Raw genomic sequence first — 26,051 nt, forward strand, 5'->3', positions numbered from 1 at the left:
CTGGCGTCCATTTTCAGGACTCCCTGTACTCTGTCTTCCTGATTTCGATTGTCAGCGGTTTATGTCGTACCAACTGCCTCCCAGCGATCTACACCCTTTCCTTCACGTCTGTATCGCGTAAGCTGCTCATCGGTATTGCCATAAAAAATAGGCCGATCCATCCTTTTTCTCCAGAACAAAGGTCCCAAAGAAAAAGCCTGCATCGGCCTATCACACGCCCGCAAGGAATCCCCCTGTTGCGCATTATATGCCTAGACTTTATCCATCCATGACCTTCCCTGCTTTGGCCGACGAGGTTAGCTGACGGGTAGGATGGCAGAGAAGACATTTTCTCATCCCTCCTGATCACTCAGGATTAACCCCAAAAGATTGGTTCCCCCGCTTCCGAGAATCTCGGAACTAGGCCGTATTGTGTTATTTCTTATTGGATCGTGATTGTGATTTGAATTATACGCTCGCTTCCAGTTATTGTGAATGTTCGTTTATCATGGTTTTAACTCGATTCTGTTTTTCTTTATGAGTCGGATTGGATTAGCTGTTAGTTGCTCATAAAATCAAGATATTGGTGCCGTTTACTCGCTGTTGTGGTGGGGAGGAAACAGGAGAAAACGCTCAGATTCTTGGAACCCCTGCGCGGAAGCATGGGGTGCCCGGCTCCGTGAAAAAAAGCGAAACCGCGTCCAAAGTAGTCCATTCAAGATGAGTCTCAGAGGTGGACGCTAAAGGCAGTTTCGCTTTTTTTCACTGCGCCTAGGTAGGTGTGTCCAAAGATCTTCGCTTATTTCTCCTGTTTCCTTTACGAGCTGATGAGGTTCTACATGCTTTTTAAAAGACAGCTTGAATGCTGCTTTCAAGATGTAGTAAAAAGCTGCTTGGGAAGAAGAACATTTCCAGTCCTAGCGCCTCTGGAGCCCAACCAAGCGGAGAAATGAATGGCGGGGGTTTTCAGCTTCAACCTCTGAGATTGCATCTCCGAAACTCTACTTTTGAAGCGCTCCCGACATTCATTTCGTAGCGGACAGTCTAACCCCTTGCGGGGCGTAGGCCGAAGCGTAGACTGGAAATGGGCTTCTTCCCCTCCACTACAGCTACTCAAATCACAATTAAAAAAAGCCCCTGCCTCATTAAATCAGGCAGGAGCTTTTTCAAAGGTACGATGATTAAACGACGTCGTAGCCTTGGTCTTCAATAGCTTCTTTTACTGCATCGAGAGTCAAGTTACCCTCGTTGTAGGAAACCTCAACCTTTTTTTCAGCCAGGTTTACTTTGCCTTCTGCACCCAGTTCTTTCAATGTGTTCTCGATGCGCGCTACGCATTTGTTGCAAGACATACCTTCTACGTTCAATGTGATATTTGTCATGATCAATCTCTCCTTACATTTTATGTTTTATAGGTAAGGCGGACAAAGCCGCTTGTTACTGTTGTTACAGCTTCACTCGTTGTAGTCTCAGTGCGTTGAGTACAACGGATACCGAGCTGAAGGCCATTGCGGCACCGGCAAGCCATGGAGCGAGGAAGCCGATTGCGGCAATCGGGATGCCCAAAGTGTTGTAGGCCAATGCCCAGAACAGGTTTTGCTTGATGTTGCGGATGGTGAGTTTGCTCATCTCGATGGCGTCTGCGACACTGGTCAGTTCGCCACGCATCAGGGTAATATCTGCTGCTTCCATTGCCACATCTGTACCTGTACCGATTGCCATACCGACGTCAGCGGTTGCGAGTGCAGGAGCATCGTTGATACCATCGCCGACCATCGCGACTTTTTTGCCTTGTTCTTGCAGTTTTTTCACTTCTGCGGCTTTGCCTTCAGGCAGGACTTCTGCGATGACGTGATCGATTCCTGCTTCACGGGCAATGGCCTCGGCTGTTTGACGGTTGTCACCGGTCATCATGATCACAGTCAATCCCATTGCTTTCATGCGCTGAACAGCTTGCTTGGAGGTTGGTTTGATCGTATCCGCTACGGCAATCAATCCAGCGAGCTTGCCTTCGACGACTGCGAGCATCGCCGTTTTACCGGAGCGCTCCAGTGCCAACATGGTATCAGACACTGCTTGGTACGAAATTTGATGCTTTTCCAGCAAACGGCGCGTACCGACGAGTACTTCTTTGCCAGCGACGGTTGCCCGGATACCGAAACCAGGAATGGCTTCAAATGAACCTGTATCGGACAGGGTGATTCCTTTATCCGCAATACCGCGAACGATGGCTTGAGCCAACGGGTGCTCGGAATTTTTCTCAGCGGCACCGACCAAAGAGAGCAGCTCTTGCTCTTCGATATCGATGGTGATGACGTCTGTCAGTTCTGGCTCGCCTTTGGTTACAGTCCCTGTTTTATCGAGGACGATCGTATCCAAGTGGTGAGCCGTCTCGAGATGCTCCCCGCCTTTGAACAGGATGCCCAACTCAGCTGCGCGTCCAGAGCCCGCCATGATCGAGGTCGGCGTTGCCAAACCGAGGGCGCACGGGCAAGCGATTACGAGTACAGCAATTGCTTTTTCCAAAGCCTCACCGAAGTTGCCAGGTATAACGAAGAAGTACCAGATCAAGAAGGTAAGAATAGCAATCCCTACTACGATTGGGACAAAAATCCCGGAGATGCTGTCAGCTACGCGCTGAATCGGTGCTTTTGTTCCTTGTGCTTCTTCCACTACTTTAATGATTTGCGCCAGAGCCGTTTCTTTTCCGACTTTGGTTGCTTGAACCTTCAAGAAGCCGTTTTTGTTCAAGGTGGCTCCAATGACGGTATCGCCTGCGGCTTTATCCACTGGAATACTTTCACCAGTCAGCATCGATTCATCAACTGCGGACTGTCCTTCCATGACGATGCCATCGACGGGTACTTTGTCGCCCGGCTTCACGTGAACGACGTCGCCCAGTCTCACTTCTTCTACAGGAATAGTCATTTCGACGCCATCCCGTACGACTACTGCTGTTTTTGCTTGCAAGCCCATCAGCTTGCGGATCGCTTCCGAAGAGCGTCCCTTTGCTTTTATCTCAAACAGTTTACCCAAGACGATCAACGTGATCAGTACCGCACTGGTCTCAAAGTACAGCTCCAGCATGTGGCCACCATGAGCACCGATGGAGTTGATCGCGACCCACAGGCTGTAGAAATAAGCAGCCGAGGTACCGAGAGCAACCAGCACATCCATGTTGGCACTCTTGTTGCGAAGGGCTTTGAAAGCTCCGACGTAAAACTGTGCGCCGATGATGAATTGTACCGGTGTTGCCAATGCGAGCTGTACCCACGGATTCATCAAGATTTCAGGCAGCCAGATAAACGAGGTGAAGGAAAAGTGGCTCACCATCGACCAGAGCAGCGGGAGCGACAGAATCGCGGAAATCCAGAACTTGCGGGTCTGACGTTTGATTTCTTCCTGGCGACGATCTACTTTTTCTTCTTCTTTTCCTTCTTCCTTACGAGTCGCCTGATACCCTAACTTTTCTACCTTTTGAATAATGTCCGTCACACTTACCTGTGATGAATCGTACTCGACAGTGGCTGTTTCCATCGCCAGGTTCACGTTTGCCTTCAGAACCCCAGCGGTTTTGTTCAAGCCTTTTTCGATCCGTGTGGAGCAAGCCGCACATGTCATTCCCGAGATGTTTAGCTCCACCTTGTCAGTGACGACGCCATAGCCGAGCGATTCAATTTTGGAGCGGATGTCGTCGATATTCGTTTTCGTTGGATCGAAGACGACTGTGGATTTTTCCAAAGCCAGATTGACGTTGGCAGTCTCCACTCCCTCCATTTTACCCAAGCCCTTTTCGATGCGCAGTGCACAAGCTGCGCAAGTCATCCCTGAGATTGCGACTGTTGCCTCTGCTGTTTTGGCACTCATTTTTAATCCCTCCAAATACCCTCACGGGGTATATTTTTTCGTATCGTTTCCCTTACGTTGTTTCCTGATCACACCTTTACTATACAATACCCCCACAGGGTATATCAAGTGCTTTTTTCAATTTTTTTCTAAATGGGCTTTTACGTGCTGAAAACACAGGAAAAATGCTTAGTCGTCATCCAGCTATTCTGCCGGACGAAGCCCTGCCACATGTTTTCCAGTCGCCTTTTTCCTCACTGCGTTCGGGCGGTCTCCTTCCAAACATATGGCAGTACTTCTTAACAGCGAAGATTTTGGCCGCACTTTTAAACCATAATGTGAGTTTGTACGGAGGAGTTACAACCAAGATAATTTTTTGAATTTGAGGAAGTCTTCTAAGTAACCCTCTTGAGACAGCTTTCAAGATGTTAACCACAGAGCTGCGCAGGAAGAAGCGCATTTCCAGTCCTAGCGCCTCTGGAGCCCGACCCAGCTTCGGAATCAATGGCGGGGATTTTCAGCTTCAACCTCTGCGAATACATCATCGAAACTCTACTTTTGAAGCGCTCCCGACATTTATTCCGAAGCGGACAGTCTAACCCCTTTTGGGGCGTAGGCCGAAGCGTAGACGGAAATGCGCTTCTTCCCCCCACTACAGCCGCTAAAAAACAAAAAAAAGCCCCCGGATTAACCGAGGGCAATTGTTCGATCTTCGCTCTCTCTTATTTACCTTGATTCGCTTCTTTCTGATAAGCTGCCGCGATTTTCGCAGCTACTTCAGCATTGTGTTTCACCAGCGCGATGTTCGTTGCCAAGCTCTTGCCTTCTGTCAGCTTTTTCACTTTATCGAGCATGAATGGCGTTACCTGTTTACCTGCAATGTTGTTTTCTTTTGCTTCTGCGAGTGCTTTTTGGATCACTGCCTCGATTTCCTGGTGATTCAGTGCATCGGATTCTGGCACTGGGTTCGCGATGATCATACCGCCTTTGAGTCCCAGATCCCATTTGGTGTTCATCATCTTACCGACTTCTTCCGGTGTATCGATGCGCATGTCTACGCCAAATCCGCTTTCGCGAGCGAAGAAGGATGGGAATTCATCTGTGCGGTATCCCACAACTGGTACACCTTGCGTTTCCAAATATTCGAGTGTGCGGCCGATATCGAGGATCGATTTCGCCCCTGCGCATACTACAGCTACATCTGTTTGCGCCAGCTCAGTCAGGTCAGCAGATACGTCCCAAGTGATTTCGCCTTCACGGTGTACGCCGCCGATACCGCCAGTTGCAAACATGTGGATGCCAGCCATCTCAGCTGCGATCATGGTAGCGGCTACTGTAGTCGCACCGATTTTACCACTAGCTAAAATGTAAGCGAAGTCGCGACGGCTTACTTTTGCTACATTTTTGTTCGTCGCAAACTCTTCCAGCTCGCTGTCAGTCAAACCGATTTTGATTTTGCCGTCCATGATCCCGATCGTAGCTGGTACGGCACCGTTGTCGCGAATGATTTGCTCTACTTCTTTTGCCATTTCAATGTTTTGCGGATATGGCATACCGTGCGAAATAATCGTCGTCTCCAGTGCAACTACCGGCAGGTTGTTCTCCAGTGCGTGGCGTACTTCCTCAGTAAAGGTCAAATATTGTTTCATCTCTTATCGCTCCTTTTCGAATTGTTCTACGGCCAGTTCCAATTGATCTGCTTTTAATAGAGGAGATACGGACTGCTCTGTTTGCAATGTCAGAGCGGATGCTGCCAATCCAAGGCGGCACGCTCTCTGGAAAGACTCTCCGTTTACAATGCCATACAAGAGTCCCGACGCGAACGCATCTCCCGCCCCTGTTACATCTACCACTTCCGTTGGGTATGGAGACATATGCTCCTCAACGTCCTCGGATTGATAATAAATTCCTTCTTCGCCCAAGGTCACGATGACGTGCTTGACGCCTCGTTCCCTGATCTTGCGGCAAGCCTCGGCGCATTCTTCGATCGTCGTGATCTTCATGCCAGCCATCAGCTCGGCTTCTTCGCGATTCGGCAAAATCGCTTCTACTCCGTCCAATTGCTGTGGGAGCTTCTTAGCTTTTATTGAAGAGACCGGGTCAACGAAAAGCAGGATGTTTTCCTCCCGGCAACGTTCGATGATGTAGGCCAAGCAGTCCGCCGGAATGTTTGTATCGATGAAAACTACATGGGCTGCTGCAATGTGCGACCATTTCTCCGCGAACATCTCCGGTGTGAGAGCATCGTAAATATCCATGTTCGCCAAGGAAACAACCATCTCTCCATCAATATCGAGAAGCGCCGTATACGTTCCCGTACGCTGTGTAGGCAGTCGCCACACTTGGCTGATGTGCACCCCGTGCTTTTTCGTCTCCTGCAAGAGCCATTCGCCTTCTTTGTCCTCACCAATGCTGGTGATGAGGGACGTATTGCAGCCAAGACGACCGAGGTTCTCCGCGATATTCCGTGCCACCCCTCCACACGATTCCATAATCGTTACGGGATTGGATGATTGTAGACGCACCTGTTGCTTGCCGCGTGCTTTGCGGTCCAGGTTGGCCCCACCGATACAAGCAATCATTCCTTCATCACGAAGTACATAAGCCCGTCCCTTGATTTCCCCGCGTTTGGTCAACTGTGCGATGTAGCCAGCTACCGCTGAACGTGAGATGCCAATCAGATCAGCCAGCTCCTGTTGCGTGATAAAAGGATTTTGCCGGATATGATGAAGGATCTGCATGTCTTTTTCCACGGTCATCCTCCTTTCTTCTGTTTCGCTTTCACAGCTCGTTTACAAACAAAAGTTTATCATGAAGACAACTGTTTGTACAAGCGTGTTTTTTATTTTATTTTTTATCCCAATTTGACAAATAGGAATACGATCATGTAGGATTATCTTAAATTAGAGATATCGAAATTTCGATCTATAGGAGGGTCCATATGTCTGACAAACCACTGCGAAATGATCCCCTCGATCTTTTTGTAGTTTTATCAAGGTCATACAACTGGGTTACCGCTCACTCCAATCGTCACATTCGCGAGCATGGACTTAATCCGACTGAATTCGGGGTACTAGAGGTATTATTTCATAAAGGTCCTCAACCATTGCAGCAAATTGGCGAAAAAATCTTGATCTCCAGCGGAAACATCACATACGTTGTGGACAAACTCGAAAAGAAGCAACTGCTCATTCGCAAGCCCTGTTCGGCAGACCGCCGCGTCATTTATGCGGAACTCACAGAAAAAGGGCATCAATTTTTGTCCGAAATCTTCCCTCCTCATCAACTCGCCATTGAGAAAGCGATGGAAGGTCTCACACCAGAAGAACAGCGTCAAGCCATCGAACTGCTAAAAAAGTTGGGACGCACTGCTCAGGCTACTTATTAGATGAGCAGTCCCCTCCTACCACTACAATCGTTTCAAAAAAGTGTTGACAAACGATCTGATACGTAATAATCTTAAAATCAAGATTTATGCATTAAAAGTTAGCGACTTACTAAATGGAAGGGGAATAAATTTTTCATGAGTAAAGTACTTTTTATTAAAGCAAACGATCGCCCAGTTGAGCAGGCAACAAGTGTAAAGCTGTACGAAGCTTTCACCAAAACATACAGAGAGACACATCCAAACGATGAAATCGTTGAGTTGGATCTGTTTGCTGAAAACCTCCCTTATTACGGCAACGATATGCTGACTGCTATGTGGAAAGCAGGCAACGGCATTGAGCTGTCTGCTGATGAGCAAAAACGTGCTGACTTGGTTAACAAATACCTGAACCAGTTTACAGAAGCAGACAAAATCGTATTTGCTTTCCCAATGTGGAACTTCACTGTTCCTGCAGTTCTGCACTCCTATATGGATTACCTCTCCCAAGCAGGCAAAACATTCAAGTACACTGCTGAAGGTCCAGTTGGTCTGATGGGCGACAAAAAAGTAGCTCTGTTGAGCGCACGCGGTGGCGTTTATTCCGAAGGGCCTATGGCTGAGATTGAAATGGCAAACAAATACGTTCGCACGATCCTCGGCTTCTGGGGCATCAGCAATGTAACTGAAGTGATCGTAGAAGGTCACAACCAATTCCAAGACAAAGCAGCTGAGCTCGTTGCAGCTGGTGTAGAAAAAGCAGCAAAACTGGCGGAATCCTTCTAAGGCCCGCCAGCCTTTTTGGACAAATATCTCAAAATAAAGATATACTAATTAAAAACAATTAAGGAGAGATGAAAAGTGTTGGATACTGGATTGTTATTGATTCGTTTAGTCATTGGTTTGACGTTTGCAGGTCATGGTGCGCAGAAGCTGTTTGGCTGGTTTGGCGGTTATGGTTTGAAAGGAACAGGCGGCTGGCTGGATTCCATCGGAGTAAAACCTGGCGTAGCTATGGCCTTTGTCGCTGGATTCGCTGAACTCGTTGGCGGTCTGATGTTTGCGGCAGGCGTAGGTATCTGGGCAAGTTCTATTTTGCTTGCTTTCACAATGCTGGTTGCCATTCTGAAAGTACACGGTCAAAATGGATATTGGGTCACACAAAACGGATTCGAATACAACCTCACGTTAATCGCCGTTGTTATTGGTGTAGCGTTGATCGGTCCAGGCGCATACGTTTTGTTTTAATGGTGACTCCTCACCACCCGTAAGTTAGCAATCGTACTAAGGGAGGAACATCAGATGGAAATCCGCGTCTATACACAGAACCAGCAAGCAAAAGGACATTTTGGCGACGGTGAAATCGTAGAGAACAAACCAATTGGCTTCCCTCATGAAGGCTCCGTTGTCAAACGGGTAGGACCACTATTTTACTGGGCATGGGCAAAATCACTGAAGACATTTGAAATTCCGCTGCACCCTCACTCCGGCTTCGAAATTTTGTCGTACGTCCTTACAGGGACAGTCGGACATCGGGACACGCTCGGAAATCTTCAAGAGGTGTCGACAGGCGGCGCGCAGATCATGCAAACCGGTTCAGGCGCGTACCATGCAGAAGAGCTTGGCAAGGATACGGAAATGTTTCAAATCTGGTTTGAACCGCATCTCGCACAAACGACGAAGCAACCTCCGACTTACCATCAATATGATCATGAGGAGTTTCCGTCTGAGGATGCAGATGGTGTGCAAGTAAAACACATCATCGGATCGTCTGCTCCCATTCAGTTGGTCACCGATTCCTTGATGCTCGACATTACGATTCCCGCTGGAAAATCGTATGCAAAAGAACTCCCGGCTGGTTATGCTCACGCAGTCGTCATAGTGGAAGGGAACGGAAGCGTTGCAGAGAAAGCAATTGTCAGCGAGAACCACACCCCGGCAACCAAAGGTGACTTTGTTGTTCTCTCCTCCGAGGAAAGCAACACAGCCATCTACCAAGCATCAACGGATGCCCCGCTCCGCCTGGTGTTGATTCAAGTACCCACTGAAGTTGATTATCCACTTTATCGTAAATAATCTACTCTTCCAAACGCCCTTATCCTATCATCAAACCCGACCGTCACATTTTTGTGACGGTCTTTTTCGTTTTCGTATAAAAAGTGGTACGAACTGCTACGGCTAGTTAAAAAATGTTGACAAATGATCTGACACGTAATAACCTTAAGAACAAATATTTACTTAATAAATATTAGTAACTAACAAAAATATATAGGAGATGGGTATTTTTATGAGTAACGTCCTTTTTATCAAGGCGAATAATCGCCCGGTTGAGCAAGCTATCAGTTTGCAGCTTTACGAAGCTTTTACGAAAACGTACAGAGAAACTCATCCGAATGACGAAATCACTGAGTTGGATCTGTTTGCTGAAAACCTTCCATACTATGAAAATGAATTGATCACAGCTATGGGAAAAGCAGGTAAAGGTATCGAAATGACTGCGAAAGAGCAAAAAGATGCTGACTTCGTGAACAAATACTTGAAGCAGTTTGAAAAAGCAGACAAAGTGGTTATGGCATTTCCGTTGTGGAACCTCACAATTCCTGCTGTTCTGCAAACTTACTTTGCTTACCTCACGCAAGCAGGCAGAGCGTTCAAATACACATCGGAAGGCTCAGTCGGTCTGATGGGTGACAAAAAAGTGGCTCTGCTGAGCGCACGCGGTGGCGTTTATTCCGAAGGCCCTTTGGCTGACATGGAAATGGCAAACAAATATGTTCGCACCCTTTTAAACTACTGGGGTATCAGCGATATAACGGAAGTAATCGTAGAAGGCCATCACCAATTCTCAGACAAAGCAACTGAGCTTGTTGCAGCTGGAGTAGAAAAAGCAGCAAAACTGGCGGAATCCTTCTAAGGACCGTCGCGTCATTGATGCAAAGCTGACAGACAAAAATAGAGAGGATGAAATTTTCATGAGTAACGTACTTTTTATCAAAGCAAATGATCGTCCTGTTGAGCACGCTATAAGTGTTCAGCTTTACGAAGCTTTTATGAAAACCTACAGACAAACCCATCCAAATGACACAATTACTGAATTGGATCTGTTCGCGGAAAACCTCCCATACTATGGCAATAACCTGATCACTGTTATGTTGAATGCAGGCAAAGGTATCGAAATGACTGCTGAAGAGCAAAAAGATGTCGACTTCGTAAGTAAATACTTGAACCAATTTATAGAGGCAGACAAAATTGTGATAGCCTTCCCATTGTGGAACCTCACAATTCCTGCTGTTCTGCAAACTTACATTGCTTACCTTTCCCAACCAGGTAAAATGTTCAAGTACACGCCAGAAGGATCAGTTGGTCTAATGGGTGACAAAAAAGTGGCTCTCTTGAGCGCACGCGGTGGCGTTTATTCCGAAGGGCCTTTGGCTGACATGGAAATGGCAAACAAATACGTTCGCGCCATGTTAGGCATGTGGGGTATCAGCAATATAACGGAAGTAATCGTAGAAGGCCACCACCAATTCCCGGACAAAGCAGCCGAGCTCGCTGCAGCAGGTGTAGAAAAAGCAGCGAAACTGGCGGAATCCTTCTAAGGACCGCCAGCCTTGGCTACTGGTAAACCTCGACCGTCACATTTTTGTGACGGTCTTTTTCGTATAAACTCCGCCTCCTCATGGGACATTAACGAGGAAATCGTTAACAATTTTTGGTGCCGATCAGAAAGGAAGTTGAACGTGGAAGATATCGTGATGACCAGAGCCATATTCGGGACGACTATGGCCTTTCACATTATTTTTGCGACCTTGGGCGTTGGTCTCCCGCTCATGATCTTGCTGGTGGAGCTCCTCTTTTGGCGGACGCGTGACCGCGACTACGAGATTATGGCCAAACGCTGGACAAAAGCCCAGGCGATCCTGCTAGGTGTCGCGATCCCGTCAGGAACGATTGCTGGAGTCCAGCTCTCCCTGTTATGGCCTGGGTTCATGGAGATTGTCGGCAGGGTGATCTCGCTGCCTTTTCAGATCGAAATATTCGCTTTCTTCGTGGAAGCTTTATTTATGTCCATCTACGTCTACGCGGCTCACCGCCTATCCCGCAACATGCGTTTGTTGAGTTTGTTCATGGTTTTGCTTGGTGCGACGGCCTCCGCGATTCTGATTACGAATGTCCACGCCTTCGAAGGCACGCCAACTGGGTTCCGGATGGTCGATGGGCAGATCGTCGACGTGGACCCGTGGAAAGCTTTTTTCAATCCCAGCTTTATCGTGACGGCAGGTCATGTAACTGTTTCTGCTTATATGACGGGGGCATTCATCGTCGCTGGAGTGGCAGCGTGGAAAATGCTGCGCGCTGCAAAAGGCAGTCGGGTTTATTTGTATCATCAGAAAGCTCTTTTGGCCGGTTTAATCGTGGGTGGCACCTTTTCCCTTCTAACCGCCTTGAACGGTCATGAATCCGCCCAGCTTTTGCATAAATACCAGCCGGAAAAGCTGGCCGCTGCGGAAGGACTGTTTGAAACACAAGCATACGCCCCACTCGCGATTGGCGGCTTTACCGATCCCGAGACGAAAGAAGTCAAATACGCCATCGAGATTCCATGGGCGCTCAGCTTCCTTGCAGCCAATCGCTTTGACGAGGTCGTGGTCGGTCTGGATGACTTTCCACAGGAGCTGTGGCCTCCACTCTACGTCCATACGCTGTTTAACGGGATGGTCATCATCGGCAGCTTGTTAATCTTCGTTGGTTTCATCGGCTTCGCTTGGAAGAAGCTCCTAAAGCGCTCTCAGTTTCCTCGTTGGGTTCTCTGGGTATTTGTCGCGAGTGGACCGCTCGCCTTGTTAGGCATCGAATTTGGCTGGATTTTTGCCTGCACAGGACGCCAGCCATGGGTAGTCTATCGTGTGATGAAAACAGTAGATGCCGCTACAAAAGCAGCAGGCATCTCCACCCTATTCTGGATTTTCCTCTCGGTGTACATATTTTTCGCGATCGTCACCCTGCTCGTATTCCGTAGCTATTTTGGCCGCCATCCCTTGGAGCTCGATCCGCCAGAACAGCCGAAAGTGGACGGAGGAACGGCATGACCGACACGATTATTGCCATTACGCTGCTCTGGATTTTCGTCGTCATCTATTCCGTCGCGGCCTCCTTCGACTTCGGTGCAGGTTTTTGGTCGATGATCTATTTGAATCGAGAAAAAACCAAAGCCACTCAAATCGCCAATCGCTATCTCTCGCCCTCCTGGGAGGTCGTGAATGTCTTTATCGTGTTAATTGTTGTCGCGCTCGTAACCTTTTTCCCTGGCGCGACCTACACATTAGGGAGCCTGCTGCTGGTTCCCGGGTGTCTCGTGGTGTTATTGATGCTGATTCGCAGTACGTTCATGGTGTTTTCTCATCTGATTTACAAGTATGACAAGATGCTCAGCATCGTCTCCGGCGTTACCGGGATATTGGTGCCAGCTCTGTTAATCAGCGTGCTTCCTGTGACTCAGGGCGGGTTGTCTCGAACGATCAATGGTGTGGAGTACCTCGATTGGGGACTGTTTTTGACCAGCCCGCACGTCTATTCCTTTATTGGTCTTGCCGTCAGCAGCACACTCTACCTCTCGTCGCTGCTTCTCACGGACTACTCCTTCGTCGCAGGTGAAAAGAAAGCCTTCTCCGTCTACCGCCGGGATGCGGTGCTTCTGGGGCCAATTACGTTGCTTGCGGCATTGGTTACCGTGCTCACAATGCAACTGGAGGCAAAATGGCTATATGACCGCATGCTCGACTATTTGCCGTGGCTGATTGCATCGGCGGTCTGTTTTTTCATTAGTTATATCGCTCTCTTGCTGCCCCAAGACCGTCGATACTTCGGCATCCATCTTCCGCGGATTGCGGTCATCGTCGCCACGACGCAATACCTGCTCGCCAGCTATGCGTACGGTGCAGCGCGCCTCCCCTACATCGTCTATCCCCATGTGACGATTGAGTCCAGCTTTACACATCCGGATACGTTCCACGCTTTGTTCATTTGTTATTTGGTCGGTTTTGCGATTCTCGTACCCGGTTTTATTTATTTCTGGCGTCTGTTCATGAGGGACGAGCAGTATGTACGGCAAAAATGAGAAAAACCCGCCAAGGCTTCCATGCCCGAGCGGGTTTGTTTTTTCATCATTCAATCGACTAGACCAGCGCTGGCTTTTTCTCCAGCATCGTCCCTTCCTGCGCGTAACGCACATGCCAGGAGAATGCCTTTTCCAGTACATGCGGAGTGTGCCCGCCGCGTGTGAGTGCTTCCTCGTAGTACGCCATCAATTGATCGCGGTACATCGGATGCGCACAGTTCTCGATAATTTTGATGGCTCTTTGACGCGGAGCCAAGCCTCTCAGGTCAGCCAAGCCTTGCTCGGTCACGATAATATCTACATCGTGCTCAGTATGATCCACATGAGAAGCAAACGGAACGATGCTCGAAATATTTCCACCTTTGGCAATCGACTTGGTTACGAAGATGCCCAGACGTGCGTTGCGAGCAAAATCACCAGAGCCGCCGATGCCGTTCATCATTCTCGTACCTGATACATTGGTTGAGTTGACGTTGCCGTAGATGTCCGCTTCAATCGCGGTATTGATCGCAATCAGACCGAGACGGCGAATCAACTCCGGATGGTTCGTGATTTCTTGCGGACGCAACAGCAGCTTGTCACGGTATTGGGCGAAATTTTCTGTGACATGCTTCATCTTGTCAGCCGTTAATGTAATCGAACAACCTGAGGCAAACGAAATTTTACCTGCATCAAGCAAATCAAACACGGCATCCTGCAACACTTCCGAGAAGACAGTCAGATCTGTGAATTCCGAATCCAAAAAACCGTTGAAAACCGCATTTGCTACCGATCCGATTCCCGATTGCAATGGCGCGAGGTTGTTCGGCAAGCGCCCCTCTTTTACCTCCTGACGCAAAAACTCGATCAGATGTGCCGCAATCTGCGCCGTTTCTTCGTCCGGCTCCACAATTGTCGAGGGAGAATCCAACTGATTCGTCAGGACAATTCCTTTTACTTTATCAGGATCGACGGGAATCCCCGCTGTGCCTATTCGTTGATCCACGGACGTGAGCGGAATCGGTTCACGCTCTCCCTGTTTCGCTGGAGTATAAATATCATGGATGCCTTCCAACTCCACCGATTGAGCCATATTCAACTCAATGATGACATGCTTGGCATTTTCCACGAAAATATTGGAGTTCCCCACGGACGTAGCCGGAATAATCATGCCCTCTTCTGTAATTGCAACCGCTTCCACAATGGCGTAATCGATCGCGTCTATCGCTCCCTGACGAATTGCTTCCGCTGTATGCGACAGATGCTGATCAACGAACATCATGCTGCCATCGTTGATTTTTTTGCGCATGACCGGATCTGCTTGAAAAGGCAGTCGCTTGTTGATGATCCCCGCTTCTGCCATCACGGCATCCACATCGGAGCCGAGTGAAGCTCCTGTATATACGTTTACGCCAAAAGGCTTGTTCTCTTTTTTCGCCAGCTCAGCCAATGCGAGCGGCACCACCTTGGCATCACCAGCACGTGTGAAACCACTTAACCCGATTGTCATGCCATCCTCAATCCATCCTGCTGCTACCTCAGCCGTCACGATTTTATCTGCCAGTCTTTTATCGCGTAAGCGCTCCCACATCATTGTGACCTCCCATGCCATCTTTATTGCCTTTACACTAGCACATGGATTCTGAGCGGGCACTCGATTTTCAACAAAACAGAATATTTAAGCGGCGATCAAGCAAAAACGACAGCGAACCATTCTCATTTGTCAGATATTTCAGAAGCCGAGCAATTGCCGAAACGAGCTGGCATACGACTGACTCACAGGAACTCTCGTCTTTTGCTTGTCCTTCATCTCCAATAAAAACGTCGAATGAAAATGCGGGTGAATAAAGCCGATCGATTCCATATTGACGAAATACGACCGATGACAGCGCACAAATCGCTCTTGCGGGAGCATGTACTCGAGTTCAGCCATGTTGTATTTGTTCGCATATGATCCACTAGCCGTATGCAGAAGCGTTTTTCCTTCATGAGAGCTGATAAAGACGATCTCCGTTAACGGAATGGGCAGCCAGCCGTCCTCCCCTTTTCCGACCAAAAACGATAGACGCGGCTCCGGATTTGTGAGCGGAACGTTTTCAGGTGGATAGATGGCGGTAATACAGCCCATGACCTGACCATTTCGCACTAATGGAAGCGAGAGTCCGTAGTACGGCACACCAAAAATACGACTCTCCACCTGATGCCCCACTTTTCCCATTTCCATGAGTGCTTGATGTGTAGCCGAGCCTATGGGAACGAGATCCCCTGGCGTAATTTTCAAATCAATGTTGGAACTCGGTTGATAGTACAAGTATTGTGAGCCATCCGAGATCGCAATCGATACCCCGTCTGGCACGACTTCCCCAATCATTTGCAGCACCTCTGGAACCAATCTGTCCCCCATGCTGATTCCTCCTGCTCCTGTTATTGCTTTTTGATGTTCTCTACCTTCTATTAAATCACATTTCCCTGCCCCCAAATCAATCCTTCTCTTTCCTCTCTATACAAGCGAATCCATCCGATTACAGTCAAGCATTGTGCTATCATGAGATTACAAAACATTCACGATTGTTTGAGCAAAGGCGGTGCAGCATGGACCACACCATTGTCTTGATTGCAAAAGGAACGGACACTCTCGAATTTTTGTTAAAAGAACTGCGGGCTTATTTCGAGCCGTATTGCAAAGTCGTCGGTTACGCCAGCCATGAGCACATTCCCGATTTGAGCGGAGTCGATCATGTCTTTATCACGACCAAATCCCCGGAGCTGTACACAGTTGCCCGTCAAGCTGTCGCTGACTCCGTACCCATCACGGTTTTAAACCGTTTTTTCGAATTGCGCAAAATGAAAGCGCTGATGCAGATCCCTCCGGGGACGACCGTCCCTGTCATGAACAATTCGCCAGTGACGGCACAAGAGGTCATCCAAAATTTAATAGAAGCGAACGTCGATCATATCAATTACGTTCCTTTTCACCCTGGCTGTACATTTGATGAACTCGAATTTCAGTACGCGATCATTATGAGCATCGCTGATGTACCGCTGCCTCCTCACGTGGAGGTTATCGATCTCGGATTTCGCAAAATCAACATTCATGACTTGATTGATATCGGTCGAAAGGTAGGCGTGCCCAGTGAATGGGAGCGCGAGTACTTGTCTTCCTTCATCTTAGAAATGTCTGAGCTCGCGAAAATGCTCGGCACCTCCTACGCAGAAGTACAGAAGCTCAATAGCCAGCTACAATCTACTTTTCAGGCAGTCAAAGACCCCGTGATCGCTTGCAACGAACAAGGTCTGATCACGTTTATAAACGAGGTCGCCGTTGAGCTGTTTTGTCCACAGGCATCCTCTATTGTTGGACAACCGTACACGGTGTTAAAAGACCACAGCTTGCTGCAGCCCTTTTTTGAGCTGGAAGATCAGGAGGACGCCCTCGTAACCATTGATCACAAACAATTTATCGTCAGCAGTCAAAGCATCCGCCGCAGGCATGAGCATTTAGGCTTCGTTTGTACGCTAAAAGACGTGACCGAAATCCAACGCTTGCGAACCACGCTTACTTTGCGCGGTCATACAGCGACCTACTCCTTTTCCGATATCAAAGGACAAAGTCAACCTCTACTCCAAGTCATCGAACTCGGCAAAAAGATGGCAAAAAACAATCAAACGATTCTACTGACAGGCGAAAACGGAACGGGTAAAGAGTTGTTCGCTCATGCCATTCATCAGCACTCGCTACGCAAAAACGGCCCCTTTGTCGCAATCAACTGTGCCTCCTTGCCGGAAAACCTGCTGGAGAGCGAGCTGTTTGGCTACGAAGACGGTGCCTTTACAGGAGCACGAAAAGGCGGAAAGCCCGGACTGTTTGAGCAAGCGGACGGTGGGACGATTTTTCTCGATGAGGTGGGGGACATCTCTGGGGCCATTCAGGTCAAGCTGCTTCGCGTCCTGCAAGAAAAGCAGGTCATCCGCGTAGGCGGTACAGGCATTCTCTCTGTGGATTGCCGCATCATCGCTGCTACCAATCGTGATTTGGAAGACGCTGTTACCCAAGGAGGCTTTCGCGAGGACCTGTTCTATCGTTTGGCTGTCCTGCCAATCCAGATTCCCGCTTTGCGTGAGCGAACCAGTGATATTCCCCTTCTTATCGACGAGCATCTGGAGCAGCAAGGCATTCGCAAATCATGGTCGCCAGAAGTGATGGAGCTATTCTATCGCCATGACTGGCGGGGGAACATTCGGGAACTGAAAAATGTCGTCGACTATGCCATTACGGTAAGCGAGCATCCTGTCATCGGTATTCAGGATCTCCCCAAACGATTGACAGATAGCCTGTTTCAAAAGCAGCAGACGGCTTCTATCCCCAAGTTGGACGACAACCGCGACCTGGATATTTTGTATTGCTTGCATCATTATTACGTATCCAACAAACCAGTCGGGCGTTATCAATTGGCGCACTCCCCTGAACTACAAGCCGTAGGCTGGACGGAGAGTGCACTGCGACACAAGCTAAAACTGCTAGAGCAGCAAGGTTTAGTGCGTTCAGGAACAACCCGACAAGGAACCTCCATCACCCCCACGGGTATTGAATTGTTGCGAAAAAACGGGCGGATTTAGCTTCCGCCCAATGAATAATAGGATGTATTAGGCTGCATAAAACCTAATAAACATTCCTAAAACTCGTTTTCTTCCCTTGCCTTGCCTTAGAAAATCCACTGAAAACGCTTATATTCGGGAAATTTCGACACTTGGCACGACCCTTGCTAGTCATAAGCAAAAAAAAGCGAGGTGACCTCATGTCTACACATCCATTGAAACCTGCAAAGAAACGTTTTTCTGTGCCGCATACCTATGCCATCCTCTTTATCATCATCATTTTGGCAGCCCTAGCTTCCTATGTGCTCCCGGCTGGTGAGTTCGAACGCGTCAAGGACGTTGCCTCAGGCAAGACCGTCGTCGTCAACGGCAGCTACCATCCTGTAGAAAGTAATCCGGTCTCGTTCTTTGACATGTTCAAAGCGATTCCAGAAGGGATGCAAAAAGGAGCACAAATCATTTTCTACATCTTTATTGTAAGCGGTGTATTCGGAATCATCCGCCAGACTGGAGCGATTGAAGCCGGGATCAATAAAGGTGTCCGATACTTGGAAGGGCGGGAAAAGCTGCTCATTCCTGCTTCCATGTTCCTCTTCTCCATCGGTGGCTTCACGATGGGAATGGCAGAAGAAAGCATCATCTTCGTTCCGATCGGTATCGCGCTCGCTCGTGCAATGGGCTTTGATGCCGTAACAGGTACGGCCATGATCACCATGGGGGCGGCAGCCGGCTTCATGGGCGGAATGATCAATCCATTTACGGTTGGGGTGGCGCAGTCGCTCGCGCAATTGCCGCTCTTCTCAGGTCTTACCTTCCGTGCTGTTGTGTATGTCTTCGTACTCGGTTTTGCCATCTGGTACGTCATGCGCTATGCGTATCGTGTGAAAGCAGACCCGACCAAGAGTGTGCTTTATGGCGTAGAGAATCACGAAAGTCAAGAACAGGAAACAGTAGACATCCCAGATCTGAATGCACGCCACAAGCTCGTGTTCCTGGTAATGGTCTGTGGTCTCGCCTTCAACGTATACGGTGTATTCAAGTACGAATGGTTCCTGACAGAGCTTACCGCTTCCTTCCTGATCATGGGCCTGGTTGCTGGTCTCGTCGGAGGTTTGTCGGTTAACACGCTGTTTGATTCCTTCGTCGCTGGTGCGAGAGCCGTTACGTTTGGCGCACTGATCGTCGGTTTTGCCCGTGCGATCACGGTCGTCTTGGAAGACGGTAAAATTATCGATACGATGATTAACAGTCTTACTTCGGCGATTAGTCATTTGCCAGATGCCGTAACCGTCATCGCCATGTTTGTGATTCAAGCCTTTCTCAATCTCTTTATCTCTTCCGGTAGTGGACAGGCAGCGACAACGATGCCAATTATGGTGCCGATTGCTGACTTGCTTGGCATCCAGCGTCAGGTAGCGGTTCTTGCCTTCCAATACGGTGATGCGGTCACCAACTCCATTATCCCGACTTCTTCTGCGTTGATGGGTTATCTGGCTGTTGCAGGCATTCCGTATGAGAAATGGGTCAAATTCATTTGGAAACTGCTAGCTGGTTGGGCCATTATCGCTTCAATCGCGCTCATTGTAGCAGTGACAATCGGCGTTTCGTAACAAATAAGCTTTTCACAAAAATGGCTGCGTCAAGTGGATTGGCGTAGCCTTCGCTTCACTTACCGACTACTCACGAACAAACCGATGGAGGAACCATGCGCACAACGATCAAACAATTGCAGCCCGCCATTTTTTCTCTATACGAGCATTTACACCAGCATCCGGAGATAAGCTGGGAGGAAATCCAAACCACCTCATTCATTGCTGACTTTTTGAAAAAACACAATTGCCGTGTCACTACCTTTGACGACGTGACGGGAGTTGTCGGCGAATGGGGCGATCTGACGCCAGGAAAATTCACTGTAGGCGTACGAGCAGACATGGACGCACTCTGGCAAGAAGTGAACGGCGTCTTTACGGCGAACCATTCCTGCGGACACGATGCGCATATGACCATGGCATTAGGCGTCCTGATGGTATTGCAAGCAATGGACGTCCAGCTCCCTGGGCGCCTGAAGCTCATTTTCCAACCAGCAGAAGAAAGCGGAAATGGCGCACTTGCGATGGTGAACAAGCACGTAGTGGACGATATTGATTTTCTATACGGTGTCCATCTTCGTCCCATACAGGAAATCCCGCGCGGCACTGCTGCTTCTGCCATTTTGCACGGGGCGGCTGGAACGATATCCGGGCAAATTAAAGGTGCCGATGCTCACGGTGCACGGCCTCATCTCGGAGTCAACGCTATCGAGGTAGCCACTGCAATTGTCGAGCAGTTAAAAGGCATTCATCTCGATCCGCTCGTCCCTTATTCCGTCAAAATGACGCAGCTTTCCGCCGGCAGCAAAAGCAGCAATATCATTCCGGGCTCGGCGCAGTTCCACTTGGACCTGCGGGCACAGACGAATGAAGTCATTCACGCCCTATTTGCCCGTGTCGAGCATATTTTGCAGCACGTTTCCCGTCTCTATGAAGTTGATCTGTCTTACGAGATCACCGAACGCGTCTATGCGGCGGAAGTGAACGAAGAAGCGAGACTGATCATGGCGGATGCCATTACCCAAACCTTGGGGGCAGAGAAGCTCGAACCACCGATTCAAACACCGGGCGCGGAAGACTTCCACTACTACACTAAGGAACGTCCACAGCTTCGCGCGACCATGCTTGGTTTAGGCTGTGGCCTGACACCAGGACTTCATCATCCGCAAATGACTTTTGAAAAAGAAGCACTGCTTGACGGCATCGAGATTTTGGCAAGAACGGTACTGAAAACGTTTGAGCGACAATCCATATGAACGGTTGAGGAGAGATGAACATGAAAATCGAACGCGTGGACCTGCAACGAATCAAAATTCCGTTGAATTCCCCTTTTGAGACGAGCATGGGAGTCGAAACCCACAAGGAATGCATTCTGGTGCGTGCATACAGCGGTGCCTATGTCGGGTTCGGCGAAAGCGTCGCGATGGACGTCCCTGTTTACAATGAGGAAGATGTCGATACGGTTTGGTACATGCTCGAAAAGTATTTGATCCCGCAGCTATTTTCACGGGAGATCGAGCATCCTGATGACGTATCCCGCCTCTTCTCCTGGATGCGCCGCAACCACATGGCCAAGGCCGCTTTGGAAGGTGCCGTCTGGGATTTGTACGCCAAAATGAACGGCCTCTCCCTCTCCCAAGCATTGGGCGGAACTCGTACGACGATTGACGTCGGTGTGAGTATCGGAATCGAGCCGACCATCGAAAAGCTGCTGCAACGCGTAGAAGGCTTCATTCGTGACGGCTACAAAAAGATCAAGGTGAAAATCAAACCGGGCTTTGATGTCGAGCCAATGCGTGCGATCCGCAACACATTTGGACCAGACGTTCCTCTGATGGCTGACGCAAACTCTGCGTATACGCTGGCTGACATGGAGATGCTGAAGGCTTTGGATGGCTTCGGTTTGATCATGATTGAACAGCCATTGGCTCATGACGATATCATTGACCATGCGACCTTACAAAGAGAGCTGAAAACGCCAATCTGCCTCGACGAAAGTATCCATACGGTGGAAGATGCCCGCAAAGCACTTGAGCTCGGCAGTTGCCGGATTATCAACATCAAAATCGGTCGCGTAGGCGGACTCACCGACGCCAAGAAGATTCATGATCTGTGTGCGACACGCGGCGTACCAGTATGGTGCGGAGGAATGCTGGAGGCAGGGATTGGACGTGCGCACAACATCGCGATGGCTTCGCTTAGCAACTTCACGATTGCCGGCGACACATCCCCTTCCCATCGCTACTTTGCGGAAGATATCGTGACACCTGTCATCGATTTTGCAGCACCTGGTATGCTGGCTGTACCGACAACTCCAGGAATCGGTTTCGACATCAATGAATCTGCTATTCGCAATGCCCTGATCGAGCATAAAAGCTACTATGCAAATCAAGAGTCTACTACCACTGTCATTCCAACCTGGTAGACGACACTCAATCGAAGTGAAAAAGAACAGAGAGTGCCTATTGGCCTCCCTGTTCTTTTTATTTAGGTGATTGTATTAATCCGTAATCGTCAAAAGCTTGCACAAGTGCGGAGGAATGCTGGAGGCAGGGATTGGACGTGCGCACAACATCGCGATGGCTTCGCTTAGCAACTTCACGATTGCCGGCGACACATCCCCTTCCCATCGCTACTTTGCGGAAGATATCGTGACACCTGTCATCGATTTTGCAGCACCTGGTATGCTGGCTGTACCGACAACTCCAGGAATCGGTTTCGACATCAATGAATCTGCCATTCGCAATGCCCTGATCGAGCATAAAAGCTACTATGCAAATCAAGAGTCTACTACCACTGTCATTCCAACATGGTAGACGACACTCAATCGAAGTGAAAAAGAACAGAGAGAGCCTATTGGCCTCCCTGTTCTTTTTATTTAGGTGATTGTATTAATCCGTAATCGTCAAAAGCTTGCACAAATTTCGCTCGGCATGAGCTCTCTTCTCTGGCGGAAACCGCTTTAGCAGATCCAACGCAGCATACGGAAGCTTCAATGCATGAGGATCGCTGTATAGCCTTTCCCAGTATAGCGGTGAAAAAATTTCATCAAACGCTGGCTCCTTCACCTCATCCTCCAAAGTAAACGGAGGAACATGGCGATTCAAATAGATTTGAAGACGATGGTTTACGATTCCAGGCTTCACAATATCCTCATAACCGAATCGTTCCAGATCTGTTAACGCATGAGCATGTGTGATGTTATGGACGACCTCGCTCGCCAAATGATAGCGTACCCCGTTAATATCACGCGGTGGTATAACCAAATGTAGCTCGTCAAACGCCCGCTCTGCCATTTCTGCAGTTGTATGGTAAGGCGCAACTTCGTCTTTGACATCATCAATCGTCATGCCATGGTAATTCTCGATGCCCCAATAACGGTCTAACCTGTCTTCTGTCGTCGCTTGGAGAATCTTGACCAGTCCGTTCACCACAGTCGGAGTGATCATATCAGGGCGTTCGCGCAGTGCTTTTAATGCCAACACACCTAGTGCTAGTCCATGACCTGAGGTCCGCAGTTGCTTCACATTTTGCTGGAGGCCATCGATGACGTGCTGTAACAAGGAGGGATCAGCTTGTTCGTCTTGATCTAGTGGAACAAACCATTCAGGTTTTTGCTTGCGGAAGGACTCGCATGTCCGCTCAATGCCCTCTTTTACATGTTCAGGGAGATCGTGCTCACGATCCATGAAGTACCCTGCCAATAAAGCTGCCCCATAATGACCGTCGAACCATCCTGCTCGAGCTGCACGTGCCATTCCCGTAATGCCAAGCTCCAAGTAAGAATCAAGTAAACGCATGTAACTTCCTCCTTTTTCCATTTATGTACTCATCATATATTATACATTTTTGTTTGTAAAGTATTGTATTTTGGTTTTTCGCTCATATAAAAAAGGCCCCGTATATCCGGAGCCCTTCATTTAATCCAGTTTAAATTCTACTTCGTCTGTCTCTGGCTGATAATCGACAATCAACCCTCTTCCATTCATATACCACAACTCATCTTTTTCCATATAAAATGTGATGCCATCCTCTACTGTAGAAATGCCGATTTCATTCGGCAACTCTTTGGCAATCCCCATCGAGAATGAATCCTGAACCGTACTAACGCCTCCATACCGGACAAAAAAACGAATGCTGTCTCCTTCTTTGCATCCCCATTCTTCCCGAAACCATGCTACCGCTGCTTTAGTGATCGTCATGTTCATTAGTACGCCACTCCTCTCTGCTAATAGTTTACCTCAATTTAGAGATATTTGAAACATAAAAGTATATTAAATGGAATTGCTCTACTATTTGAAAAAAGAACCGATTCCCTACTCTGGGAAAACGGTTCTTTCCATCTGATTAAGGCTTTATTGGAAGTGTAACCAAAAAACTCGTTCCGATACCTACCTCACTGCTAACCTGAATCTTTCCGTGGTGCGCATCCACGATCCATTTGGCAATGGAAAGCCCCAAGCCTGTTCCTTCTGTCGCTCGAGAGCGCATTTTATCCACCCGAAAGAAGCGATCAAACAAATACGGAATATCCTCTTTGGAAATCCCGATTCCACTGTCTTTTACGAGAATCGAAACGCGGCCGCCTTCCTTTTTGCAAGAGACATAAATCCGGCCGTCTTCGTTCGTGTACTTCAAGGCATTGTCCAGCAAGATGACCATGAGCTGATGCAGACGTTCTTGGTCTCCCACCATCTCAATGGGTTGCTGGATGTCTGTTTCGAGACGAATTTCCCGTGCAATGGCAAGTTGTGCAAACACCTGGGTGCATTTATTCGCGACTTCGTCTAAGCGCAGCGTTTGATTCATAATCTGCAACTCGTTAGAATCACTGCGAGCCAGTGTGAGCAAATCAGAGACGAGCTTGCTCAAACGCTTGGCCTCCTGCATCCCAATCATGATTTTTTCGCTTTCCTGTTCAATCGTATGATCCGGGTGTCTGAAAAGCCTCTCCAGATTGACCATGATGGCCGTGAGGGGCGTCCTCAGCTCATGAGAAGCATCGGCAATAAACTGCTGTTGTTTTTCCCACGAGACTTGGATCGGGATGAGTGCCCTTCTCGCCAAAAACCACCCAGCCACGATCGCAATGACAATACTGATAATGTCGCCGATCATGACAACGTACAGCAAGCTGTCCAGCATGTTTTGCTCAGGTGCCAGATTGTAAATTAGTTGAAACTGGTACGCGGTCTGTATCCGATTACCTACAACGACCTTTTTCGGAACGGTAACTGTCTGCACGCGATAGACTTGTCCATTCACAGTTTTCGTTTCGATTCCGTCTGCTTTTCCGTTATGCTGGAATTCTGCATACTCCTCCGGCTCCAGCCGGTCACCAAAAGCAGTCCCGATGACACGCCCAAAGTTATCCCAGACGAGTAAAACATATCGGCGATCCAGATCGTTAAATTTTTTCCTCTCCTGACGGTTGTATGGAAAAGGGTCGTCTTCAATTCGATGGAGACGAGGCAATGAATCAACTGCCAGCCTCTGACTGACTTTGGTCATTTCTCGGTCCACCTGCGAATAGAGACGGTACTTCATCGTGTAGTAGACTGCACTCCCCAGCCCGTTTAACAAGAGAAGCACCACTACTACGTTCAAGGTTACGAGCCGAATCCTCGTTTTTCGAAACATCATTTGTCTTCCTTTTTCAAAATGTAGCCCACATTGCGGATTGTTCGGATGAAGCCTTCGTAAGCACCCAGCTTCTTGCGCAGGTAGTGGACATACAAATCGACCACTCCGTAATTCGCTTCTGAATCAATTCCCCATACGCGGTCAAAAATTTGCTGGCGCGTCAATATTTGCTCCCGATTTTGCAGGAAGTACTTGAGTAGCTCGTACTCCTTCGTGGTTAACTTCATCGGCTCATCATCAACAAACCCGTCATATTCATTTATCTTCAGCGATAGAGGACCGTATGCCAACTCGCCTTCTACGTTCTGTTTCCCTTGTCGGCGCAGAAGGGCTCTCACTCTCGCCGTCAATTCTTCGGCCGCAAAAGGCTTGACCAAATAATCATCTGCTCCGGCATCCAATCCCTCGACTCTCGACTCTACGCTATCTTTTGCCGTTAAAAATAATACCGGCGTCATTATACCTTTTGCACGCAACGTTCTCACCAGTGAAAGACCATCCATTCCTGGCATCATAATGTCTAGGACCAACAAATCGTAGATGCCGCGTTCCGCCAACAACAAGCCGTCATCTCCGCGCTCTGCCTTATCCACCTGATATCCTTCATCTGTCAGGACTCCTGCAATTGTCTGAAGCAGCGCTTTTTCATCCTCCACTGCAAGAATAAGCATATTGATCCCTCTTTCATTTGAAAAAGCTGTATGTCATTCAGCATAGCATAATCGACTGGAATCACAATAATGACCACGCTCGCCGATCTCGGCTGTGCACACGCTCCTTTTATTAGAGCATGTATTTTTTTGAATCAGATTTGTAGGTGCTGGCGTAAATACAAAAAAAGCTGCATTCTCCATTACTTTTTACAAGTAATCGGGAATACAGCTTTTCGTCTCATTCCTTCAAAACTGAATACGCATGATTGCTAAGAATTTGTGGA

General features: G+C 48.5%; 23 protein-coding genes and 1 riboswitch. Of the genes, 13 read left to right on the forward strand and 10 right to left on the reverse strand.

What is annotated here, in order from left to right:
- Nucleotides 1–269: 269 nt before the first annotated feature.
- Nucleotides 270–416, reverse strand: a riboswitch (cyclic di-AMP (ydaO/yuaA leader).
- Between the two features lie 744 nt (nt 417–1,160).
- The 4 genes from ASG16_RS02850 to ASG16_RS02865 form a co-directional block, all read right to left on the reverse strand.
- A complete protein-coding gene (locus ASG16_RS02850) occupies nt 1,161–1,361 on the reverse strand; it encodes a copper ion binding protein (protein WP_048036115.1) in 201 nt (66 codons plus the stop codon).
- Between the two features lie 64 nt (nt 1,362–1,425).
- Nucleotides 1,426–3,846, reverse strand: a complete 2,421-nt coding sequence (locus ASG16_RS02855) for a heavy metal translocating P-type ATPase (RefSeq protein WP_056488590.1) — start codon at nt 3,844–3,846, stop codon at nt 1,426–1,428.
- A 701-nt stretch (nt 3,847–4,547) separates the two neighbouring features.
- Nucleotides 4,548–5,474 carry a pseudouridine-5'-phosphate glycosidase gene (locus ASG16_RS02860; protein ID WP_007728920.1) on the reverse strand — a complete coding sequence of 309 codons (927 nt, stop codon included), beginning with the start codon at nt 5,472–5,474 and terminating at the stop codon, nt 4,548–4,550.
- Nucleotides 5,475–5,477: 3 nt separating this feature from the next.
- Entirely contained in the window at nt 5,478–6,578 is a 1,101-nt protein-coding gene (locus ASG16_RS02865) for a carbohydrate kinase (protein ID WP_056488588.1), read from the reverse strand.
- A gap of 188 nt (nt 6,579–6,766) precedes the next feature.
- Here ASG16_RS02865 and ASG16_RS02870 point away from each other — a divergent pair, with 188 nt between their 5' ends.
- The 8 genes from ASG16_RS02870 (at nt 6,767) to ASG16_RS02905 (ending at nt 13,307) form a co-directional block, all read left to right on the forward strand.
- Nucleotides 6,767–7,213, forward strand: coding sequence for a MarR family winged helix-turn-helix transcriptional regulator (locus ASG16_RS02870; RefSeq protein WP_017247165.1), 447 nt, complete (start codon nt 6,767–6,769; stop codon nt 7,211–7,213).
- 135 nt (nt 7,214–7,348) lie between these two features.
- Nucleotides 7,349–7,975 (forward strand): FMN-dependent NADH-azoreductase, encoded by a 627-nt coding sequence (locus ASG16_RS02875; protein ID WP_056488585.1) that lies wholly within the window; start codon nt 7,349–7,351, stop codon nt 7,973–7,975.
- Between the two features lie 75 nt (nt 7,976–8,050).
- Nucleotides 8,051–8,437, forward strand: coding sequence for a DoxX family protein (locus tag ASG16_RS02880; protein WP_056488582.1), 387 nt, complete (start codon nt 8,051–8,053; stop codon nt 8,435–8,437).
- Nucleotides 8,438–8,491: 54 nt separating this feature from the next.
- On the forward strand, nt 8,492–9,265 hold the full coding sequence (locus ASG16_RS02885; protein ID WP_056488579.1) for a pirin family protein: 774 nt from the start codon (nt 8,492–8,494) through the stop codon (nt 9,263–9,265).
- A gap of 211 nt (nt 9,266–9,476) precedes the next feature.
- A complete protein-coding gene (locus ASG16_RS02890; protein WP_056488577.1) occupies nt 9,477–10,103 on the forward strand; it encodes an FMN-dependent NADH-azoreductase in 627 nt (208 codons plus the stop codon).
- Between the two features lie 58 nt (nt 10,104–10,161).
- The gene (locus ASG16_RS02895; protein WP_056488573.1) at nt 10,162–10,788 is read left to right on the forward strand and encodes an FMN-dependent NADH-azoreductase; all 627 of its coding nucleotides are present in this window, start codon (nt 10,162–10,164) and stop codon (nt 10,786–10,788) included.
- A 156-nt stretch (nt 10,789–10,944) separates the two neighbouring features.
- Entirely contained in the window at nt 10,945–12,279 is a 1,335-nt protein-coding gene (locus ASG16_RS02900; protein ID WP_056488808.1) for a cytochrome ubiquinol oxidase subunit I, read from the forward strand.
- On the forward strand, nt 12,276–13,307 hold the full coding sequence (locus tag ASG16_RS02905; RefSeq protein WP_056488570.1) for a cytochrome d ubiquinol oxidase subunit II: 1,032 nt from the start codon (nt 12,276–12,278) through the stop codon (nt 13,305–13,307). The genes ASG16_RS02900 and ASG16_RS02905 overlap by 4 nt, the downstream gene beginning before the upstream one ends.
- Before the next feature lie 58 nt (nt 13,308–13,365).
- Here the strand turns inward: ASG16_RS02905 and scpC are convergent, their stop codons facing one another.
- Entirely contained in the window at nt 13,366–14,877 is a 1,512-nt protein-coding gene (gene scpC, locus ASG16_RS02910; RefSeq protein WP_056488566.1) for a succinyl-CoA:acetate CoA-transferase ScpC, read from the reverse strand.
- A gap of 141 nt (nt 14,878–15,018) precedes the next feature.
- Complete coding sequence (locus ASG16_RS02915) at nt 15,019–15,690, reverse strand: LytTR family DNA-binding domain-containing protein (RefSeq protein WP_056488563.1); 672 nt, start codon at nt 15,688–15,690, stop codon at nt 15,019–15,021.
- 188 nt (nt 15,691–15,878) lie between these two features.
- On the opposite strand from ASG16_RS02915, the gene ASG16_RS02920 reads away from it, so the two are divergent.
- The 5 genes from ASG16_RS02920 to ASG16_RS02940 all read left to right on the forward strand — a co-directional run bounded on the left by ASG16_RS02920 (nt 15,879) and on the right by ASG16_RS02940 (nt 22,287).
- Nucleotides 15,879–17,903 carry a sigma-54 interaction domain-containing protein gene (locus tag ASG16_RS02920; protein ID WP_056488559.1) on the forward strand — a complete coding sequence of 675 codons (2,025 nt, stop codon included), beginning with the start codon at nt 15,879–15,881 and terminating at the stop codon, nt 17,901–17,903.
- A gap of 179 nt (nt 17,904–18,082) precedes the next feature.
- A complete protein-coding gene (locus tag ASG16_RS02925; protein ID WP_056488556.1) occupies nt 18,083–19,492 on the forward strand; it encodes a YfcC family protein in 1,410 nt (469 codons plus the stop codon).
- Between the two features lie 95 nt (nt 19,493–19,587).
- Complete coding sequence (locus ASG16_RS02930; RefSeq protein ID WP_056488553.1) at nt 19,588–20,727, forward strand: M20 peptidase aminoacylase family protein; 1,140 nt, start codon at nt 19,588–19,590, stop codon at nt 20,725–20,727.
- A gap of 20 nt (nt 20,728–20,747) precedes the next feature.
- Nucleotides 20,748–21,896: an o-succinylbenzoate synthase gene (menC, locus tag ASG16_RS02935; RefSeq protein WP_111914360.1), complete on the forward strand. Its 1,149-nt coding sequence runs from the start codon at nt 20,748–20,750 to the stop codon at nt 21,894–21,896.
- A 115-nt stretch (nt 21,897–22,011) separates the two neighbouring features.
- The gene (locus ASG16_RS02940) at nt 22,012–22,287 is read left to right on the forward strand and encodes a hypothetical protein (protein WP_370444392.1); all 276 of its coding nucleotides are present in this window, start codon (nt 22,012–22,014) and stop codon (nt 22,285–22,287) included.
- Nucleotides 22,288–22,362: 75 nt separating this feature from the next.
- Here ASG16_RS02940 and ASG16_RS02945 read toward each other — a convergent pair whose 3' ends face one another.
- From ASG16_RS02945 to ASG16_RS02960, 4 genes are all read right to left on the reverse strand, one after another.
- A complete protein-coding gene (locus ASG16_RS02945; RefSeq protein WP_056488549.1) occupies nt 22,363–23,271 on the reverse strand; it encodes a hypothetical protein in 909 nt (302 codons plus the stop codon).
- A 120-nt stretch (nt 23,272–23,391) separates the two neighbouring features.
- Nucleotides 23,392–23,679, reverse strand: a complete 288-nt coding sequence (locus ASG16_RS02950) for a HesB/YadR/YfhF family protein (protein WP_056488547.1) — start codon at nt 23,677–23,679, stop codon at nt 23,392–23,394.
- A 139-nt stretch (nt 23,680–23,818) separates the two neighbouring features.
- Nucleotides 23,819–25,114 (reverse strand): sensor histidine kinase, encoded by a 1,296-nt coding sequence (locus ASG16_RS02955; RefSeq protein ID WP_056488544.1) that lies wholly within the window; start codon nt 25,112–25,114, stop codon nt 23,819–23,821.
- Nucleotides 25,111–25,785 carry a response regulator transcription factor gene (locus ASG16_RS02960; protein ID WP_056488541.1) on the reverse strand — a complete coding sequence of 225 codons (675 nt, stop codon included), beginning with the start codon at nt 25,783–25,785 and terminating at the stop codon, nt 25,111–25,113. Before ASG16_RS02960 ends, ASG16_RS02955 begins: the two co-directional genes overlap by 4 nt.
- Between the last annotated feature and the right edge of the window lie 266 nt (nt 25,786–26,051).

This window comes from Brevibacillus sp. Leaf182 (genome assembly GCF_001423865.2).
Taxonomy (GTDB): domain Bacteria; phylum Bacillota; class Bacilli; order Brevibacillales; family Brevibacillaceae; genus Brevibacillus; species Brevibacillus brevis_C.

Bases quoted from the DNA above. Each gene is read 5' to 3' on its own strand.
- ASG16_RS02915 (WP_056488563.1), bottom strand. From the start codon at position 15,690: ATGGGGGACAGATTGGTTCCAGAGGTGCTGCAAATGATTGGGGAAGTC.
- ASG16_RS02920 (WP_056488559.1), top strand. From the start codon at position 15,879: ATGGACCACACCATTGTCTTGATTGCAAAAGGAACGGACACTCTCGAA.
- ASG16_RS02905 (WP_056488570.1), top strand. From the start codon at position 12,276: ATGACCGACACGATTATTGCCATTACGCTGCTCTGGATTTTCGTCGTC.
- ASG16_RS02950 (WP_056488547.1), bottom strand. From the start codon at position 23,679: ATGAACATGACGATCACTAAAGCAGCGGTAGCATGGTTTCGGGAAGAA.
- ASG16_RS02885 (WP_056488579.1), top strand. From the start codon at position 8,492: ATGGAAATCCGCGTCTATACACAGAACCAGCAAGCAAAAGGACATTTT.
- ASG16_RS02895 (WP_056488573.1), top strand. From the start codon at position 10,162: ATGAGTAACGTACTTTTTATCAAAGCAAATGATCGTCCTGTTGAGCAC.
- menC (WP_111914360.1), top strand. From the start codon at position 20,748: ATGAAAATCGAACGCGTGGACCTGCAACGAATCAAAATTCCGTTGAAT.
- ASG16_RS02945 (WP_056488549.1), bottom strand. From the start codon at position 23,271: ATGCGTTTACTTGATTCTTACTTGGAGCTTGGCATTACGGGAATGGCA.
- ASG16_RS02875 (WP_056488585.1), top strand. From the start codon at position 7,349: ATGAGTAAAGTACTTTTTATTAAAGCAAACGATCGCCCAGTTGAGCAG.
- scpC (WP_056488566.1), bottom strand. From the start codon at position 14,877: ATGTGGGAGCGCTTACGCGATAAAAGACTGGCAGATAAAATCGTGACG.
- ASG16_RS02870 (WP_017247165.1), top strand. From the start codon at position 6,767: ATGTCTGACAAACCACTGCGAAATGATCCCCTCGATCTTTTTGTAGTT.
- ASG16_RS02940 (WP_370444392.1), top strand. From the start codon at position 22,012: ATGCTGGAGGCAGGGATTGGACGTGCGCACAACATCGCGATGGCTTCG.
- ASG16_RS02955 (WP_056488544.1), bottom strand. From the start codon at position 25,114: ATGATGTTTCGAAAAACGAGGATTCGGCTCGTAACCTTGAACGTAGTA.
- ASG16_RS02890 (WP_056488577.1), top strand. From the start codon at position 9,477: ATGAGTAACGTCCTTTTTATCAAGGCGAATAATCGCCCGGTTGAGCAA.
- ASG16_RS02930 (WP_056488553.1), top strand. From the start codon at position 19,588: ATGCGCACAACGATCAAACAATTGCAGCCCGCCATTTTTTCTCTATAC.
- ASG16_RS02860 (WP_007728920.1), bottom strand. From the start codon at position 5,474: ATGAAACAATATTTGACCTTTACTGAGGAAGTACGCCACGCACTGGAG.
- ASG16_RS02900 (WP_056488808.1), top strand. From the start codon at position 10,945: ATGACCAGAGCCATATTCGGGACGACTATGGCCTTTCACATTATTTTT.
- ASG16_RS02855 (WP_056488590.1), bottom strand. From the start codon at position 3,846: ATGAGTGCCAAAACAGCAGAGGCAACAGTCGCAATCTCAGGGATGACT.
- ASG16_RS02925 (WP_056488556.1), top strand. From the start codon at position 18,083: ATGTCTACACATCCATTGAAACCTGCAAAGAAACGTTTTTCTGTGCCG.
- ASG16_RS02850 (WP_048036115.1), bottom strand. From the start codon at position 1,361: ATGACAAATATCACATTGAACGTAGAAGGTATGTCTTGCAACAAATGC.
- ASG16_RS02960 (WP_056488541.1), bottom strand. From the start codon at position 25,785: ATGCTTATTCTTGCAGTGGAGGATGAAAAAGCGCTGCTTCAGACAATT.